The sequence below is a fragment of the Micromonospora sp. NPDC000663 genome (genome assembly GCF_042898105.1).
Lineage (GTDB): Bacteria > Actinomycetota > Actinomycetes > Mycobacteriales > Micromonosporaceae > Micromonospora.
In genome coordinates, this window is sequence record NZ_JBIAYR010000001.1 from 1,306,558 (window position 1) to 1,322,348 (window position 15,791).

The following is a 15,791-nucleotide window of genomic DNA, read 5'->3' on the forward strand; positions in this document are numbered from 1 at the left end:
TCGATCAGAGCGGTAGGAGATCCTTGACGTTGCCCTGCAACAGGGGCGCGGTGCCGCTGTTGGACTGTGTGCCGACGAGGTGCACCGGGACGCTGCCGGCGCAGGTGACGGCGAGGTTGGAGAGCGTGCACCCGGAGAGCAGCCACCGGGTGCCCAGCAGGTTCGTGGCGCGGACGTCGCTGTACCAGAGGGTGTTGCCGGTGAAGGTCGGCGGCAGGACGCCGTCGACGACCACGCCGGGGCCCGGGTCGCGGACCGTCGCGCCGATCGGGAACGGCAGCGCGGTGCTCCACCGCACCGGGACGCCGCCGTTGGAGTGGTTGAGGGTGTTGCCGGTCAGGCTGCCGTGCCCCCAGTTGTCACTGGCGAGCGCGCCGTACGGGCTGGTCTGGGCGAACGAGTAGTACGCGCCGTAGCAGCCGACGACGAGGTTGTCGTTTACCGTCCAGTTCCCCGACGAGTTCCAGATCGCGAGTCGGCACGAGGTGAAGCTGTTCGCTGTCAACTGCGAGTACTCACTGCGGTCGGTAAGCGAGACACCGAAGTAGCAGCGGTGAAAGGCGTTGCCGCTGACCTTGAGCCGGTAGCCGAAGTAGTCGTCGGCCGCGGAGCCGGTGATCGCCACGCCGGCGCCGCGCCAGTTGGTGAAGTCGCAGTCCAGGATGCGGACGCCTGTGCTGCGGCTGATCCGGACGGCGACGTGCGCGAACTGTGGTGCGGTGCCGACCGGGCTGGCCTGGCGTCCGAGGAAATTGACGCCGCTGATGGTGACGCCGGTGCGGCCCACGATGGACAGTGCGCCGGTCTGGTCGGTGGCGACGGTGACTGTGGCGCCGTTTCCGACGATGAGGCAACGGTCGGGCAGGGCGACGGGGGCGGTGAGGGTGTAGGTGGCGCCGGGGACGAGCTGCACCTGAGGTGTACGGGCGAGGACGGCGTTCCAGTCGTCGGAAACGCCGAGCACCGGCAGGGACGTCGCGGTCACCGCTGCGTCGGCGCGCCCGGGAGGTACGACGGCGGCGAGGGCACCGGCGGCGCCCGCGAGGGCGCGAGCGGCGGGGGAGTCGTGTGGTCATGGGATCCTTCGGACAGAGGGGGGCGGTTGTCCTACGTCAGATGTCGGACGAATCTACGAGTCTTATCGACGGACGTCAAGGGATCGATTCAACGTCGCCGCTGGTGCAACATGCTGCAAGCTTCCGCAACACCGGATCGCCGTCCCGATCCCTTGACCGGACACCGATGACGTGCGTGAAGGCGTAGGGCCGACCTTGACGCCGCCGGGGAGCAGCTCCTAAGGTCTGCAATATCTTGATTGATTCCGTCGCGTGGATGTCACGAAAGATCATGCGTGCTCGTGTGGCTGGCATCTTCCGGGAGGGGCGGACATGAGACGAGACCGGAACGGCGATCCGCCGGAGTCCCGGGTCCGGGCCGACCTGATCATCTCGGTGGCGCTCAATCCGGCCGTGGACATCACCTACACCGTCCCCGACCTGGTACCGGACACCTCCCACCGGGTGACGGGCGTGGTGTCCCGTGCCGGCGGCAAGGGCTTGAACGTCGCCCGGGTACTCCGGCAGTTGGGTGCCGAGACGATGGTCCTCGGCCTGGCCGGCGGTGCGGCCGGCGACCAGATCGAGGCGGAACTGGCGGCCGCCGGCGTACCGGCGTGGTTCACCCGCCTCGACGCCGAGACCCGCCGCACCGTCACCATCCTCGGACGGGACACGGCGACAGTCCTCAACGAACCAGGCCCACCGGTCAGCGCCGACCAGTGGGAGTCGTTCCGGGACGTGTTCGCGCAGCGGGTCCGCGCAGCCCGGGTGGTGGTGCTGTCCGGCAGCCGGCCACCGGGCGTCCCCGAGACGGCGTACGCCGACCTCGTCACCATCGCACGGGCCGGTGGGACCGAGACCATCGTGGACACCAGCGGACCCGCGCTCCGTCACGCGCTGCGGGCAGCGCCGACACTTGGCAAACCCAACGCGCACGAGGCGGCGGACCTGCTCGGCCGCCCGGTACGCACCCGCGACGACGCCGTGGAGGTGGCGCACCGGCTGGTCCGGCTAGGCGCCGGCGCCGGTGTCGTGTCCCGTGGCGCGGACGGTTTCGTGGCTGTGACCGGCGGAGCCGCCTACAGTGCCCGCGCGCCCGAACGGGTGGCCGGCAACCCGACAGGAGCCGGCGACGCCCTCGCGGCCGTGCTCGCGTACGGGCTGCTCACCCGTGCGCCCTGGCGGGACGTCCTGGCCCGGGGCGCGGCCGTCTCGGCGGCGGCCGTCGCCTGCCCGTGGGCGGGCGGATACGACGACTCCGTGGCCTCCCGACTGCTACCCGGAACCACAGTGGAAGAACTCACCGAGCACCGCACCGACAGAGAGCAGGAACCGTGTCGCACGTCGCCTCCGAGATAGCCACCCAACCCGAGACGTGGCGTCGCGCCGCGGAACTGGTCACTCGACCCGAGGTGTTGCGGGCCCTGCCCAAGCCCGGCGAACGGGTAGCCGTCGTCGGCTGCGGAACGTCGTACTTCATGGCGCAGAGCTTCGCCGCGCTGCGGGAGTCGACCGGTCAGGGCGAGACCGACGCCTTCGCCGCGTCGGAGTTCCCCACCGGGCGACGGTACGACCGGATCGTCGCCATCACCCGTTCCGGCACCACCACCGAGGTGATCCGACTCCTCGAGCAGTTGCCGCCCGGCAGCCGCTCGACGGTGCTCACCACCGACGCCGACCGGCCGGTGACCCGGCTCGTGAGCGACTGTGTGGTCCTCGACTTCGCCGACGAGCAGTCGGTGGTGCAGACCCGCTTCGCCACGACCGCGCTCGCCCTCTGGCGTGCCGGTCTCGGCGAGGACCTGACCGAGGCCGTCGACCAGGCGCGGACCCACCTGGCCACGCCACTGGATCCGGCCGTCGTCGGTCGGGACCAGTTCACCTTCCTCGGCACCGGCTGGACGGTGGGCGTGGCGCACGAGGCGGCCCTCAAACTGCGCGAGGCGGCGCAGATGTGGGCCGAGTCGTACCCGGCGATGGAGTTCCGGCACGGTCCGATAAGCGTTGTGGACCACAGGTCGGTGGTCTGGATCTTCGGGCCGGTGGTGCCCGGCCTCCTCGACGACCTGGCCGCCACCGGGGCGATAGTGGTGCACGAGGACGTCGACGCTATGGCGCACCTCACGACCGCGCAGCGCCTCGCCGTCGAACTCGCCGTGCGTCGCGGCCTGCAGCCGGATCAGCCCCGGCTGCTCACCCGGTCCGTCGTCCTGACCGCGCCGGTCGCCTGAGGACCCACGATGACCCTCGTTCCCACCGCCGACCTGGTAGCGGCGGCCCGGGCGGCCGGTACCGGCGTGCTCGCGTTCAATGTGATCACTATCGAGTACGCCCAGGCCATCGCCGCCGCGGCGGAGCGTGCCGGCCGGCCGGCGATCCTGCAGATCAGTCAGAACGCCGCCCGCTACCACTCCGGCGTCTCGGCGATCGCGGCGGCGACGGCCGAGGTCGCCTGGCGGTCCAGCGCCACCCTGTCGCTGCATCTGGACCACGTCGATGACACCACACTGCTGGAACAGGCACCCGACGCCGGGTTCAGCTCGGTGATGGTCGACGCGTCCACGCTGCCGTACGCCGCGAACGTGGCCACCACCCGTAAGGCGACCGAGTGGGCGCACGACCACCGGCTGTGGGTGGAGGCAGAACTCGGCTACGTCGGCGGCAAACCGGACGCCCCGGCGAGCGCCCACACCGCCGGGGTCCGCACCGACCCGGCCGAGGCCGCCCGCTACGTGGCCGAGACGGGTGTCGACGCATTGGCGGTCGCGGTGGGCAGCTCCCACGCGATGGCCGACCGGACCGCCTCGCTGGATCTCGACCTGGTGGCCGCGATCCGCGACGCTGTACCCGTGCCCCTGGTCCTGCACGGCTCCTCCGGGGTGCCGCTGGAGCAGATCCGCGCCGCGGTCGCCGAGGGCATGGTGAAGATCAACGTCGGTACGGCGCTCAACGTGGCGTTCACCGACGCGGTCCGGGCCGCCGTGCCCCACTCCCGCGATCCACGCCGTTACCTCGCGGCCGGCCGGGACGCGGTGACCGATGGCGTCGAACGGCTGCTCACGCTCCTTCCCTCGGCGGCGTAGGCGCCGTTCCGGGGCGGGTGCCAAAGCCCCTGGACCGCGGCGGGCCCACCGCCTGGACTGCGCCTCGGCTCGACCGAGGGCTTTGCCACACGCCCCTAGGCGGGGAAGGCGGCTGCGGGCTCGGACAGGTTGAGCCGCAGGGCGGCCGCGACGGCGCCGAGTGCACCGCCCTCGTCGCCGAACTGGGCGGGCACGACGTCCGGGCGGCGGGTGTGACGGGGCATCGCCAGCCCGGCGATCGCCGCGCGGACCGGCCCGAGCACCACCTCGCCGGCGTGGGCCAGGGTGCCGCCGATGGCCACCGTGCCCGGGTCCACCTGCACCACCATGCCCGCCAGCACGCGACCGAGCAGCGTCGCGGCGTGCCGCACCACCTCCTCGACTGTCGGCTCGCCGGCGCGGGCCCGCGCCACCAGGTCGGCCGGGTCGCTGACTGTCACGCCCCGGGCCGCGCAGCGCTCGATGAGCGTCGACGGACGGATCAGCAGTTCCAGGCAGCCGCGACCACCGCACGGACACGGGTCCCCGTCGGGATCGACGCTGACGTGGCCGATCTCGCCAGCCGCGCCGTTGGCACCCCGGGCGAGCCGGCCGTCGACGATGAGGCCGCCACCGACGCCGTCGCTCCACCTGACGTAGATGGCGTCCCGCACGTCGCGGGCCGCTCCCCAGGTGCCCTCGGCGAGCGCGGCCAGCCGCGAGTTGTTGTCGGTGACGACGGCGACGCCGTAGCGGTCCTGGATCCGCGCGCGGACCTGCTTGGCGGCCGCCGAAGGGCTGGCAGCACCCGATGGACGACCCCGGCCATCCACCAGGCCGGGCAGGCCTAGGCCGATCGCCTCCAGCGCGCGCAGGTCGATGTCGTGCTCCTGCACGAGGTCGTCGATCAGTTTGATCGCGGCGTTGGCCCGCCGGGCCGGCCCGGCGGCAAGCGTGACGGGGCGGCTGCCCCGGGCCAAAATGTCGTGCCCCAGGGTGGCGACGATGACGGTTAGCGTCGCCCGGCCGAGGTCGATGCCGACGATGCGGCCGGCGGACGGGTTGAGGCTGACGGTCGTGGACGGCCGTCCCCGGCCCCGGTGGCCGGACAGCGAGGGTTCCCGCTCGACGACCACACCGCGGGCGATGAGGTCGCCGATGATGTCGAACAGGGTGGTGCGCGACAGCCCGGTCAGCCGGATGAGGTCGGCCCGACTGAGCGGGCCGGCGCTGCGGAGCTGGGCCAGCAGGGCCTCCGTGTGTGCCAGCCGCACGCGTTGCATGGCATCCGGGCGTTCGATCACGGCACCATCATGACCGACGCGTGCCCCCGTGTGTCGTCGCGGCAACGTACGGCGCGGTGGCCGGCGCCACCACGTGGCGAGGTGGTGGCGCCGGCCGGCGGTCAGCTGACGCGGACGGTGACGCTCAGCGCCGCCTGGACCGGGGTCAGCCCGGCCGAGCGCACGGACAACGTCCCGGTGTACGTCCCCGCCGCGTCGAACGTGCGCCGGGACACCAGTGTGAACGCACTGTTGATCTGCATCGCCGGGATACTCGGCTCGCGCGTCGCGGTGGGCGTCAACGCCTCCACCCGCCCGTCGCTCCAGGTGATCGTGGCGGCCAGGTCGGTGCTGCGGAGCCCGGGGGCGGTGACCGTCCAGGTGGCGCCAGCCGGTGCGCCGACGACGACGGCGGCGGGCCTGCCGATCGCCTGGTAGCGCCACGGCACGTCGGCGGTGGGGAAGAAGTTGACGCCCTCGACTGTCAACCGCCCCCCGGCCACCGACAGGCGTGTGGTGAAGTCGGCGTAGTCGCGCTGCGCCTGCGGCGTCCACCCCACCTCGGCGGTGGCGATGAGGCGCGGGAAGCTGTAGTACTGCGCCTGGCCGACGCGGCGGATGAACTCGCCCCACAGGGCCGATTCGACACCGAGCACGCTTGTCTCGGCGATGTTCGGGATGAAGGTGCCCGGGTCCCAGTTGTAGTGCCGGTCCAGCCCGCACGGCCCACCGCACGCCCAGGTGCCGCCGAGGGGCTGGCGGGAGTCCTGCTTCTGCGGCACGTACGTGTGTGCGGCGGGGGAGAGGACGACCCGGGCGCCGCGGCCGGTCACCGCGTTGGCCACCGCCGTGCGGTCGCCGTTCCAGTACTGCACCACGGCGTTGTTTTGGGGCAGCGTCGTGCCGGCGTACTCGTTCCAACCGACAACTGCCTTGCCGAGCGACGCGACAGTGGCGGTGAAGGCGTCGACCATCGTGGTGTAGTTCGCGTGGCTTGTCACGTGCGCCTCGTCGCCGCCGATGTGCAGGTAGGGCCCCGGCGTCATGGCGGCGATCTGGGTCAGGACCTGCGTGGCGAACTCGTACGTCGTCGCGCTGGCGGAGTCGAGCGTCGAGTAGCCGACGTTGCCGGTGCCGTTGGCCGGCGCGGTCTGCTGCCCGGGTGCCGGCTTGGGCTGGGCGCCTGCCGTGTTCAGCTGGGGGATGGCGTGCAGCGCCGCGTTGGTGTGCCCCGGCATGTCGATCTCCGGGATGACTGTCATGCCGTTCACGCCGGCGTAGCGCACGATCTCGGCGTAGTCGGCCCGGGTGTAGAAGCCCGTGACACCCAGCTCGGTGCCCATCAGTTGACCGCTGTCGTTGTAGGTCATAGCGGTGCGTCCGCTGACCGAGGTGAGCCGGCCGTAGTCGATGCCCGCCGGGTTGCTCGCCGGGTTGTCGATGGCGATCCGCCAGCCCTGGTCGTCGGTCAAGTGCAGGTGCAGACGATTGATCTTGTATTGCGCCGCGCTGTCGATGTACGCCTTGATCTCGTTCATCGGGTAGAAGCTGCGGGCGACGTCGAGCATCATCGCGCGGTGGGCGAAGCGCGGGTAGTCGGAGATGGTCACCGCCGGCACCGTCCACGCGGCGCTCACGACCGTGTCGGACTCCACCCACTGGGGGAGGAGTTGTCGCAGCGTCTGCACCCCGTTGAGCGCCCCGTTCGCCGTGTCGGCGCTGATCCGGACCGTGCCGCTGGTGACAACGAGCCGGTACCCCTCGGCGGCGTGGCCGGCCGGACCCTTGCCGGCCCCCACCTCCACGACGATGGGCGCGGGCGCGGTGCTCTGGGTGACCACCGGCAGGGCGTACCCGGTGGCGGGGCGGAGTAGGCCGGCGAGGTAGGTGGCGGGCGCTGTGGCAGGCGACCCGACCGCGACGATCGGGGTGTTCGGGCTCAGGGTGTACGGCGTGCCGCCGTTCTCCGCGAGCGACACCGGTTTGGGCAGCAGGCCCAGCGAGGGCGCCGGTGCCGGCGCGGTGCTGTCCCAGATCTCGAACTCGGAGATCGAGTAGCCGTAACCCGCCCACCGCCTGTGGCCCTGCATCCGTACGTAGGACACCGGCTGGGACGAGTTGACAGCTATGACGTCGGTGCGGGGGCAGGTGTCGCGCTGGAGGCGGGTCACAGTGGTCCACGCGACACCGTCGGTCGAGGTGAGCAGGCTGAAGTCACGGGCGCACGCGTTGGGCCAGGTCAGCGTCACGTGGTCGACCCGGGCGGCGCTCGCCAGCCGTACCTGAACCCAGTTGTCGTCCTGGTACTTCGACGACCAGCGGGTGCCGCGGTCGCCGTCGTTGACGTGTGCGGCGACGAAGTCGGCGCGGTCGAGTTCGACGCTCGACGCGGTGGCGGTGCCGGTACGGGCCAGGTTCACCGGCGCGGCAGTGGCCGGCGAGCCGGACGCGAGCGGCGCGAGCAGCGACGCGGCGACCACGACGGCGAGCGTCGCGCTGAGGCGGCGTCGGGATCCGGTGGTGTGGGGGGAGCGCGGCATCGACATGGGACTCCTTCGTCCGTCGCCCGGTTCGCCGGGGGACTGGTGGCTCGGGTAGCCGCAGTCTGGTCAAGCCGTTGAATTGTGTCAATGCCCCGGATAATAACCGGGTTGCCGGCCGGCTGCGGGTTGGGCGTTTGTCGCGCGGCGCGGCCAGCCCTAGGCTGCGGGGCCAGAGATCTGACATCTTATGAACCACTGCACCGCTCCCAGCTCGGGCTTTTTAGTCCGAAGGGTTGACAAGATTCGCCGGGTCGCCAAAGATTCGCTTACCTGCAATGCCGCCGACCGGAGAGGGGCCCCATGTCCGAGCTGGGCTACGGAGCACCACCGTGGCGATAGACGTACAACCGTCCCCACCCCGAGGGTCGGAAACCCCCACCGCGGCGCCGCGGCCGCACCGCGCCGTACCGCTGTTGGTGTGGAACGGGATCGCCGTCGTGCTGGGCATCGGCATCTGGACCGTGCTGGCACGGATCGGCGTCTCGGGCCTCCCCGGCCCGCAGGAGGTCGCCGTCCGCGCCGGTGAGCTGGCGATGGACGGCACCCTGCTCGACGACAGCCTCGCCAGCCTGCGTCGGGTGCTCATCGGTTTCGCGCTCGGCAGCGCCCTCGCGATCCCGGTCGGCTTCCTCATGGGCTGGTACGGGACGGCCCGCGGCCTGATCGAGCCCTACGTGCAGTTCTTCCGCACGATTCCGCCCCTGGCCGTCATCCCGCTGGCCATCCTGCTCATGGGCATCGGGGAGACCCCGAAGATCTTCGTCATCTTCCTCGCCGCGTTCCTGTCCTGCGTCGTGTCGACGTTCCAGGGCGTGGTGAACGTCGACAAGACCATGATCAACGCTGCTCGGGTGCTCGGCGCCAACGACGCCGTGGTGTTCCGCCGGGTGGTCGTCCCCGCGTCCACCCCGTTCATCCTGGTCGGCATGCGCGTCGGCCTGGGCGCGGCGTGGGCGACAGTGGTCGCCGCCGAGTTGATCGCCGCCCAGGAGGGTCTCGGCTACCGAATGCAGCAGGCGCAGATCTACTACGACCTGCCGAGCATCTTCGTCGGCCTGATCACCATCGGTGTGCTCGGCCTGGTCATGGATCGGCTCCTGCTCGCCGCCGAGAAGCGCCTCACCGGATGGCAGGAACGCCGATGACCGAGAAGATCTCCTTCCGCTCCACCAGCCGGACGTTCGAGGTGGGCGGCAAGCCGTTCCACGCGTTGCGCGACGTCGACCTGGACATCGCCGACCGGGAGTTCGTCACAGTGGTCGGGCCGTCCGGCTGCGGCAAGTCGACACTGATGAACATCGCCGCCGGCCTGGTCGAACCCACAGGTGGTGAGGTGCTCGTCGACGCACGACCGGTGCGGGGTCCCGGCCCGGAACGCGGCGTCATCTTCCAGCAGTACGCGCTGTTCCCCTGGCTGACCGTGCGCCAGAACGTCGAGTTCGGCCTCCAGATCGCCAAGGTCGGGCGGGCCGAACGGCGACGGAAGGCGCAGCACTTCATCGACCTGGTGGGCCTCACCGATTTCGCGGACGCGCTGCCTCGGATGCTGTCCGGCGGGATGCGGCAGCGGTGCGCCATCGCCCGCGCGTACGCCGTCGACCCCGGCGTCCTGCTCATGGACGAACCCTTCGGCGCCCTCGACGCCCTCACCCGGGTGCAGATGCAGGACCAGTTGCTCGACACCTGGGGCACCGAGCGGCGGACCGTCATGTTCATCACCCACGACGTCGACGAGGCCGTCTACCTCGCCAACCGGGTCGTCGTCATGGCGGCCAGGCCGGGCCGGGTGCACGAGATCATCGACGTCGATCTGCCCTACCCGCGGACCGAAGCGGTCCGCCTCTCCCCGGAATTCTCCCGGATCCGCAATCGGGTCTGGCGCGCTGTCTACCACCAGACCCCCCAGGAAGGTGCATCCCGATGAGCCCTCTCTCCCGTCGCGCCCTGCTGGCCGGCATCGCCGGCCTCGGCGCCACCGCGGCCCTCGCCGCCTGCGGCGACGACGACCAGTCCGGATCGGGCGGCTCCGCCACCGAACCGGTGAAGCTGGGCTACATCGCCGACTTCACCGGCGCGAGCCTCATGGCGATCGCCGACGACAAGAAGCTCTGGGCCCAGCACGGTCTGAAGCCGGACCTCAAGGTCTTCACCAACGGGCCGCTCCAGGTGCAGGCGCTCGGCGCGGGTGACCTCGACTTCGGCTACCTGGGCCCGGGCGCGATGTGGCTGCCGGCCTCCGGCAAGGCGCGGGTCGTCGCCATCAACTCGCTCGGCTTCGCCGACCGGGTCATCGCCCAGCCGGGCATCACCTCCATGGCCGCGCTCAAGGGCAAGAAGGTAGGCGTGCCCGAGGGCACCTCCGGCGACATGATCGTGCGGCTGGCCCTCAAGCGCGCGGGGCTCTCCATCGACGACGTCCAGAAGGTGACGATGGACCCGAGCACTGTCGTCACCGCGTTCGGGTCCGGCCAGATCGACGCCGCCGGCATCTGGTACCCGCTCATCGGCACCATCAAGAAGCGGGTCCCGAACCTCACCGAGCTGGCCAAGAACGAGGACTTCTACCCGGACGTCAGCTTCCCGTCCGCCTACGTCGGGCGCAACGACGTGGTGACCGGCAAGCCGGAACTGGTCAAGAAGGTGCTCGCGGTGCTGCGCGCCGCCAACGACGAGCGGGTCGCCAACGTGGACCGCGCCGTCGAGATCACCGCGAAGTTCCTCAAGTCGGCGCCGGTCGAGCAACTCCGCGCCGAGGCCACCAACGCCCGGTTCCTGCCGTCGGCGGAACTCGCCGCCAAGTCCACCGACGGCACCGTCGCCGGCTGGCTCACGGGCCTCAACGGCCTGTTCAAGGACCTCGGCAAACTGCCGGAGTCGGTCGACCCGAGCACCTACTACGACGCCGCCGCGTACGCGTCCTGAATCCGGTGAGAAGGGATAAACCCGTGCGGCCCAACATCGTCTTCATCATGGCCGACGACCACGCCGCGCACGCGGTGGGCGCCTACGGAAGCAAGATCAACGAGACGCCGCACATCGACCGCATCGCGGCCGGTGGCGCCCTGCTGGAGAACTGCTTCTGCACCAACTCGCTGTGCGCGCCCAGCCGGGCCACCATCCTCACCGGCACCTACAACCACGTCAACGGCGTGCAGACGCTGTCGACCGAGTTCGACAACCGGCAGATGGTCTTCCCGGAGCTGCTGCGCCGCGCCGGCTACCAGACGGCCCTGGTCGGCAAGTGGCATCTCGGGCACGGTCCGGAGCACGACCCCCGCGGGTTCGACTACTGGGAGGTCGTGCCCGGCCAGGGCCGCTACCGCGACCCGGTGTTCATCGGCATGGACGGCACCGAACAGGTCCGCGCCGGCTACTGCACGAACATCATCACCGACCTGGCCGTCGACTGGCTCGACAAGCGCGACCAGCAGCGCCCCTTCTGCCTGCTCGTGCACCACAAGGCCCCGCACCGCAACTGGGAACCCGACGAGAAGCACCGCGACATGTACGTCGAGGACGTGGCCGTACCGGGCTCGTTCGACGACGACCACTCGGGGCACGCCGCCGCCGCCCGAGCCGCCCGGATGCGGGTGGACCGGGACCTGACGGCCAACGACATCAAGGAGATGCTGCCGCCGCACCTGGACCCCGACGAGGCAGCGCTCTGGACCTACCAGCGCTACATCAAGGACTACCTGCGGTGCGTCGCCAGCGTCGACGACAACGTCGGCCGCCTGCTCGACTACCTCGACGAGCACGGCCTGACCGATGACACCATCGTCGTCTACACGTCCGACCAGGGCTTCTTCCTCGGCGACCACGGCTGGTACGACAAGCGGTTCATGTACGAGGAGTCGCTGCGGATGCCGTTCCTCATCCGCTACCCGGCGGAGATACCCGCCGGTTCCACCACGGGCGCGCTCGCCATGAACGTCGACTTCGCCCAGACGTTCCTCGACTACGCAGGCGTGCCGGCCGACAGCCGCATGCAGGGGCGCTCCCTGCGCCAGCTGCTGCGCGGCGAGGACGTCGACGACTGGCGGCAGTCGGTGTACTACCGCTACTGGGAGCACGACGACGACGAGCACCACGTGTGGGCCCACTACGGCGTACGCACCCACGACCACAAGCTCGTCTACTACTACGCCGACGGGCTGGGCCTGCCCGGCACCTCCGCCACGGCGCAGGAGCCGGAGTGGGAGCTGTTCGACCTGCGGGCCGACCCGTGGGAGATGCGCAGCGTCTACGACGACCCGGCGTACGCGCAGGTCCGGGCGGCACTCACCGACGAACTGGCCCGGGTCCAGCGGGAGTGTGGTGACGTCCCGTGGCAGCCGTCGGCACCGGTCACCGGGTGACGGAGGAGTCGACGGGACGATCCGACCGTCGCTGGCCACGCCGCGTCTACGGGGTGGGCACCGAGCCGGACCCACGGTTCTCCCTCGCCAACGAGCGCACCTTCCTCGCGTGGCTGCGGACCTCGCTGGGTCTCATGGTGGCCGCGGCGGCGGTGAAGGCCTTCGGCACGGAAGGCTCGCAGTGGGCGGCCGCCGTGCTGGCGGTGCTCGCCGTCGGGGTGGCCGTCGAGGCGTTCCCCAGGTGGAGCCGCAACGAACGGGCACTGCGGCTCCAGCTGCCGTTGCCGTCCACCCCCGTCGCGGTCGTGTCGGCGGCGGGGGTGGTCGTGGCCGGCCTGACCATCCTCGTCGTGGTGCTGGTCTGATGTGTGGTGCTGATCTGGCGTCGTGGTGCTGAGGTGACGGAGCCACCGCGCCTCGACGACCGGGGGGCGCAGGCCGAACGCACCCTGCTCGCGTGGCTGCGCACGGCGCTGGCGACGGCCGCCGTGCTGCTGGCCGTCGGGCGGGAGCTGGTGCCCCGTCATCCGATCGCCGCGGGGATCGTGCTGGCCTGCGCACCGTTCGCCGTCGTGGTGGCTGTGCTGGCTCGACGCCGGTATCGCACCGTGCGGCTGCCCACGCACCTGGGCCGCCCGGAGGGCGCCGGCCTGCTGGCCGTCGGCAACGTGCTGGTGGTGGCGGGGGGCGTGGCGGTCCTCGCCCATGTCCTCGCCAGGTGAGGTGGGGATGCGGCCGTCCCGGGGCGACGATAGGGGTGCCCCGGGACGGCCGGTACCGGTCAGGCCGTCGAGCCGTACAGGCTGATCTCGGCGGCGGAGGCGTACCCGGCGCCGTTCGCGGCGCGCGTGGTGCGCAGGCGGACGTGCCGGGCGGTGGTGGGCGTGAAGACCGCCGTCTTGAGGGTGCTGCCGGCGCCGAAGGTGCCGGCGGCGATCTGGGTCCAGGTGGTGCCGTCGGTACTGACCTGGACCTGGTAGTCGGCGATTGTGCCGTTGGTGCCGCCGTCCTGGCGGGGCAGGTAGTCGAGTCTGTCGATCCGGTAGCTGCCGCCGAGGTCGATGCTGAGCTGGTGCGGCATGGGAGCGACACCCCCTACGTAGCGGGTGTGCCAGATGGTGGCGGGGTTGCCGTCGATGGCGTTGGCGGCGGCGCCGTTCTCCCCGACGGTCTCCACGCTGTCCGCCGTCGCGGTCCAGCCGGTACGGGGCAGTTGGGGGCTGCTGCCGCCGCCGATCGGTTCGTCCGTAGGCGTGGCCTGGAAGATGGCGACCTCGAACGGTGCGAGGGTGATGCTCACCGGTGCGGCCGGACCGGACACGAAGCCGGCGCGCCGCCCGTCGCGTTCGGTGAACCGGTACCGCTGGTGCGTCCCGCCGGGCAGCTCGAAGACCGTCTGCGGGTTGACAGTGAAACTCTGCGCGGACGCCGACGGGTTGCGCAGCATCAGCATCCCCTTCGACGCGCCCGCCGAGGAGTTCCAGGCGGCAGTGCCGTAGACCGCGCCGACGGCCGGGTCACCGCCCACCCAGTGCACGTCGCTGAGCAACCCCTGGTTCACGCGCGCCCACCTGGCGTTGGCCGCCACGGTGTCCCAGAACCACGCCGCGCCCGGCCGACCCGCGTCGACGAGCGTGTTGCGGACGTACAGCTCCTGAAGGCTCAGCCCGAGCGCGAAGTAGGCGCGGATGTCCTGCGACACCTCGGCCTGGACACTGGGCTTGGTCAGGTCGTAGTCGGCCGTGAACTGGGGTGTGCGGTCGGAGAAGATGATCCCGTGGTTCATCAGGCTCGGGATCGGGAACAGCGGGTTCTGCCTGGTGTTGTTGCGGAACGTCTCCGAGTCGCGGTAGTTGACGTAGCGCTGCTGTGCGCTGCCGGCGCCGACCAGACCCGCGTCGTGCCCGTCGCGCCAGATGGAGTCGGTGTACCACAGCCAGTACGGCGACCCCCAGGTGCCGACCGTCGCGTTGACGAACACGTCCTTCTGGTGCGCGCGCAGGTCGCCGGTCAACCCGAGCAGGGCCTCGTAGTCGGCGATGTAGCTGGCGTTCGGGCCGGACTGGTAGAGCCCACCGCCGATGCCGTCCAGCTTGAACCCGCGTACCCCCTGGTTGTCCATCATGTCGAAGGCGACCGACCGGAACCGGTCGTGGTAGCGGGAGCCGCCGAGCTTGAACTGGCCGCCGCTGTGCGTCTCCAACCGCTGGTCAGTCGGTTTGCTCGCGTTGATGGCCTGGCGGGTGGCGGCGCTGGTGCCGTACCCGCCGAACGGTGACATCCAGACCGACATCGAGGCCCCGTACTGTGCGGCGGCGGCCTTCTGCGGTGCGAAGCCGGTGGGGAACTGGGTCGGGTCGAACGACCAGACGTGCAGGTTCGTCTCGTCGACCGGGGGTGTGCGCAGGTAGTCCCAGCCGTCGTCGACCCAGAAACTGTCGATGGTGGCACCACGGTTGCGCAACTGGGTGCCGAACAGGTTGATGGCCCGGGTCAGCTCCGTACTGTTGATGACCTCGCCCGGCGGCTTGAGGTCCAGCCAGCTCTGGTAGTGCAGGAACGTGCGCCGGTCGTGGGCCCGTTCGCGTTGCAGGTAGTACTGGAACGAGCGGCGGAGCTGCCCGGCGGGTGAGACACCGGTGGAGGCCGTGTAGACCCACGACGTGCCGGCGGTGAGGTCACCGGCGCGGGGCACCGCGATGTCGACGGCGGACCCGTTCACACTGGCCTTCGCCATCGGGTTCTCGACGCCGACGAACACCGTCTCGGCGCCCGCCGCGCCGTGCACCACCGGGCTGCCGTCGTCGGCACCGAGGACCCGCGCGTTCGTCAGGCCCAGTTCGACAAGGCGCAGCGAGGTCACGTCGAACGTTCCGGCCACCGAGCGCACGGTGAAGCTGTGCTGCACCGAGTTGGCCCCGCCGCGCAGCCGTACCTGCCACTGCACGTCGAGCGTGCGGGAACCGGCGCCGTACCGGAAGGTGGTGGTGACCGCCTTGCCGGCGAAGCGTTCCGCGAGCCGGGCCGACCCGGCGTTCGCCGGCAGGTCGCTGAGCACCGGCCCGGCCGAGACGCTCGTGTTCGCCGTCGTGATGGTGCTGCCGTCGGCGAGGGTGAGGGTGAAGAGCCTCCGCATGCTCATCGGCACCGAGGTGTTCGCGGCCCGGTTGTCGAACCGGGTCAGCGACACTGTGCTGCCGGCCACGCTCCAGGTGGCCGACAGCGCCGCGTTGGCAAGTGTGAAGCTGCCGCCGGAGAGCGACGCGGTAGCCGCGCCCGGCGCGACGCCGGGGAAGACCAGACCGGCGGCGTCGGCGTAGGTCGGGTCCGCCGGGACCGCCGCGCCGGCCGGGGCCGGATGGCTCCCGACCGTGGCGACGGCACCGGCGACCAGAGTCAGGACGATGGTGGGCACGACGAGCCGCCGTGGCCGTGGTCGGGATGCGGGTGGCAGTGGCGTGTCGTGCTGCATCGTGCCTCCATCGGT

At 71.0% G+C, this 15,791-nt stretch carries 13 protein-coding genes; 9 read left to right on the plus strand and 4 right to left on the minus strand.

Annotated elements, in window-relative coordinates; all coding sequences use genetic code 11:
* Nucleotides 1-4: 4 nt before the first annotated feature.
* Nucleotides 5-985 (minus strand): right-handed parallel beta-helix repeat-containing protein, encoded by a 981-nt coding sequence (locus tag ACFY1S_RS06245; RefSeq protein ID WP_387113342.1) that lies wholly within the window; start codon nucleotides 983-985, stop codon nucleotides 5-7.
* 403 nt (nucleotides 986-1,388) lie between these two features.
* Here ACFY1S_RS06245 and ACFY1S_RS06250 point away from each other — a divergent pair, with 403 nt between their 5' ends.
* Genes ACFY1S_RS06250 through ACFY1S_RS06260 form a run of 3 tightly spaced genes read left to right on the plus strand, consistent with a single transcriptional unit; the run spans nucleotide 1,389 to nucleotide 4,141 of the window.
* Nucleotides 1,389-2,417 (plus strand): 1-phosphofructokinase family hexose kinase, encoded by a 1,029-nt coding sequence (locus ACFY1S_RS06250; RefSeq protein WP_387113344.1) that lies wholly within the window; start codon nucleotides 1,389-1,391, stop codon nucleotides 2,415-2,417.
* Entirely contained in the window at nucleotides 2,393-3,289 is an 897-nt protein-coding gene (locus tag ACFY1S_RS06255) for an SIS domain-containing protein (protein WP_387113346.1), read from the plus strand. Before ACFY1S_RS06250 ends, ACFY1S_RS06255 begins: the two co-directional genes overlap by 25 nt.
* A 9-nt stretch (nucleotides 3,290-3,298) precedes the next feature.
* Entirely contained in the window at nucleotides 3,299-4,141 is an 843-nt protein-coding gene (locus tag ACFY1S_RS06260; protein WP_387113348.1) for a ketose-bisphosphate aldolase, read from the plus strand.
* A gap of 95 nt (nucleotides 4,142-4,236) precedes the next feature.
* On the opposite strand, the gene ACFY1S_RS06265 is transcribed toward ACFY1S_RS06260, so the two are convergent.
* Nucleotides 4,237-5,424 (minus strand): ROK family protein, encoded by a 1,188-nt coding sequence (locus tag ACFY1S_RS06265; RefSeq protein WP_387113350.1) that lies wholly within the window; start codon nucleotides 5,422-5,424, stop codon nucleotides 4,237-4,239.
* 101 nt (nucleotides 5,425-5,525) lie between these two features.
* Nucleotides 5,526-7,943, minus strand: a complete 2,418-nt coding sequence (locus ACFY1S_RS06270) for a family 20 glycosylhydrolase (RefSeq protein WP_387113352.1) — start codon at nucleotides 7,941-7,943, stop codon at nucleotides 5,526-5,528.
* Between the two features lie 332 nt (nucleotides 7,944-8,275).
* Between ACFY1S_RS06270 and ACFY1S_RS06275 the strand changes: the two genes are divergently transcribed.
* The 6 genes from ACFY1S_RS06275 to ACFY1S_RS06300 are packed head-to-tail and all read left to right on the plus strand — an operon-like array spanning nucleotide 8,276 to nucleotide 13,026.
* Nucleotides 8,276-9,091: an ABC transporter permease gene (locus tag ACFY1S_RS06275; RefSeq protein WP_387113354.1), complete on the plus strand. Its 816-nt coding sequence runs from the start codon at nucleotides 8,276-8,278 to the stop codon at nucleotides 9,089-9,091.
* A complete protein-coding gene (locus ACFY1S_RS06280) occupies nucleotides 9,088-9,870 on the plus strand; it encodes an ABC transporter ATP-binding protein (protein ID WP_387113356.1) in 783 nt (260 codons plus the stop codon). The genes ACFY1S_RS06275 and ACFY1S_RS06280 overlap by 4 nt, the downstream gene beginning before the upstream one ends.
* On the plus strand, nucleotides 9,867-10,868 hold the full coding sequence (locus ACFY1S_RS06285; RefSeq protein ID WP_387113358.1) for an aliphatic sulfonate ABC transporter substrate-binding protein: 1,002 nt from the start codon (nucleotides 9,867-9,869) through the stop codon (nucleotides 10,866-10,868). Before ACFY1S_RS06280 ends, ACFY1S_RS06285 begins: the two co-directional genes overlap by 4 nt.
* A 23-nt stretch (nucleotides 10,869-10,891) precedes the next feature.
* Nucleotides 10,892-12,304, plus strand: coding sequence for a sulfatase (locus ACFY1S_RS06290; protein WP_387113360.1), 1,413 nt, complete (start codon nucleotides 10,892-10,894; stop codon nucleotides 12,302-12,304).
* Nucleotides 12,274-12,669, plus strand: coding sequence for a YidH family protein (locus tag ACFY1S_RS06295; RefSeq protein WP_387113362.1), 396 nt, complete (start codon nucleotides 12,274-12,276; stop codon nucleotides 12,667-12,669). Before ACFY1S_RS06290 ends, ACFY1S_RS06295 begins: the two co-directional genes overlap by 31 nt.
* 33 nt (nucleotides 12,670-12,702) lie before the next feature.
* Nucleotides 12,703-13,026: a DUF202 domain-containing protein gene (locus ACFY1S_RS06300; RefSeq protein WP_387113364.1), complete on the plus strand. Its 324-nt coding sequence runs from the start codon at nucleotides 12,703-12,705 to the stop codon at nucleotides 13,024-13,026.
* A 59-nt stretch (nucleotides 13,027-13,085) separates the two neighbouring features.
* Here the strand turns inward: ACFY1S_RS06300 and ACFY1S_RS06305 are convergent, their stop codons facing one another.
* Nucleotides 13,086-15,776 carry a discoidin domain-containing protein gene (locus tag ACFY1S_RS06305; RefSeq protein WP_387113366.1) on the minus strand — a complete coding sequence of 897 codons (2,691 nt, stop codon included), beginning with the start codon at nucleotides 15,774-15,776 and terminating at the stop codon, nucleotides 13,086-13,088.
* Nucleotides 15,777-15,791 lie beyond the last annotated feature (15 nt).

Excerpts from the sequence above, each read along its gene's own strand:
- ACFY1S_RS06250 (WP_387113344.1), top strand. The coding sequence starts at position 1,389 with ATGAGACGAGACCGGAACGGCGATCCGCCGGAGTCCCGGGTCCGGGCC.
- ACFY1S_RS06260 (WP_387113348.1), top strand. The coding sequence starts at position 3,299 with ATGACCCTCGTTCCCACCGCCGACCTGGTAGCGGCGGCCCGGGCGGCC.
- ACFY1S_RS06270 (WP_387113352.1), bottom strand. The coding sequence starts at position 7,943 with ATGCCGCGCTCCCCCCACACCACCGGATCCCGACGCCGCCTCAGCGCG.
- ACFY1S_RS06280 (WP_387113356.1), top strand. The coding sequence starts at position 9,088 with ATGACCGAGAAGATCTCCTTCCGCTCCACCAGCCGGACGTTCGAGGTG.
- ACFY1S_RS06285 (WP_387113358.1), top strand. The coding sequence starts at position 9,867 with ATGAGCCCTCTCTCCCGTCGCGCCCTGCTGGCCGGCATCGCCGGCCTC.
- ACFY1S_RS06305 (WP_387113366.1), bottom strand. The coding sequence starts at position 15,776 with ATGCAGCACGACACGCCACTGCCACCCGCATCCCGACCACGGCCACGG.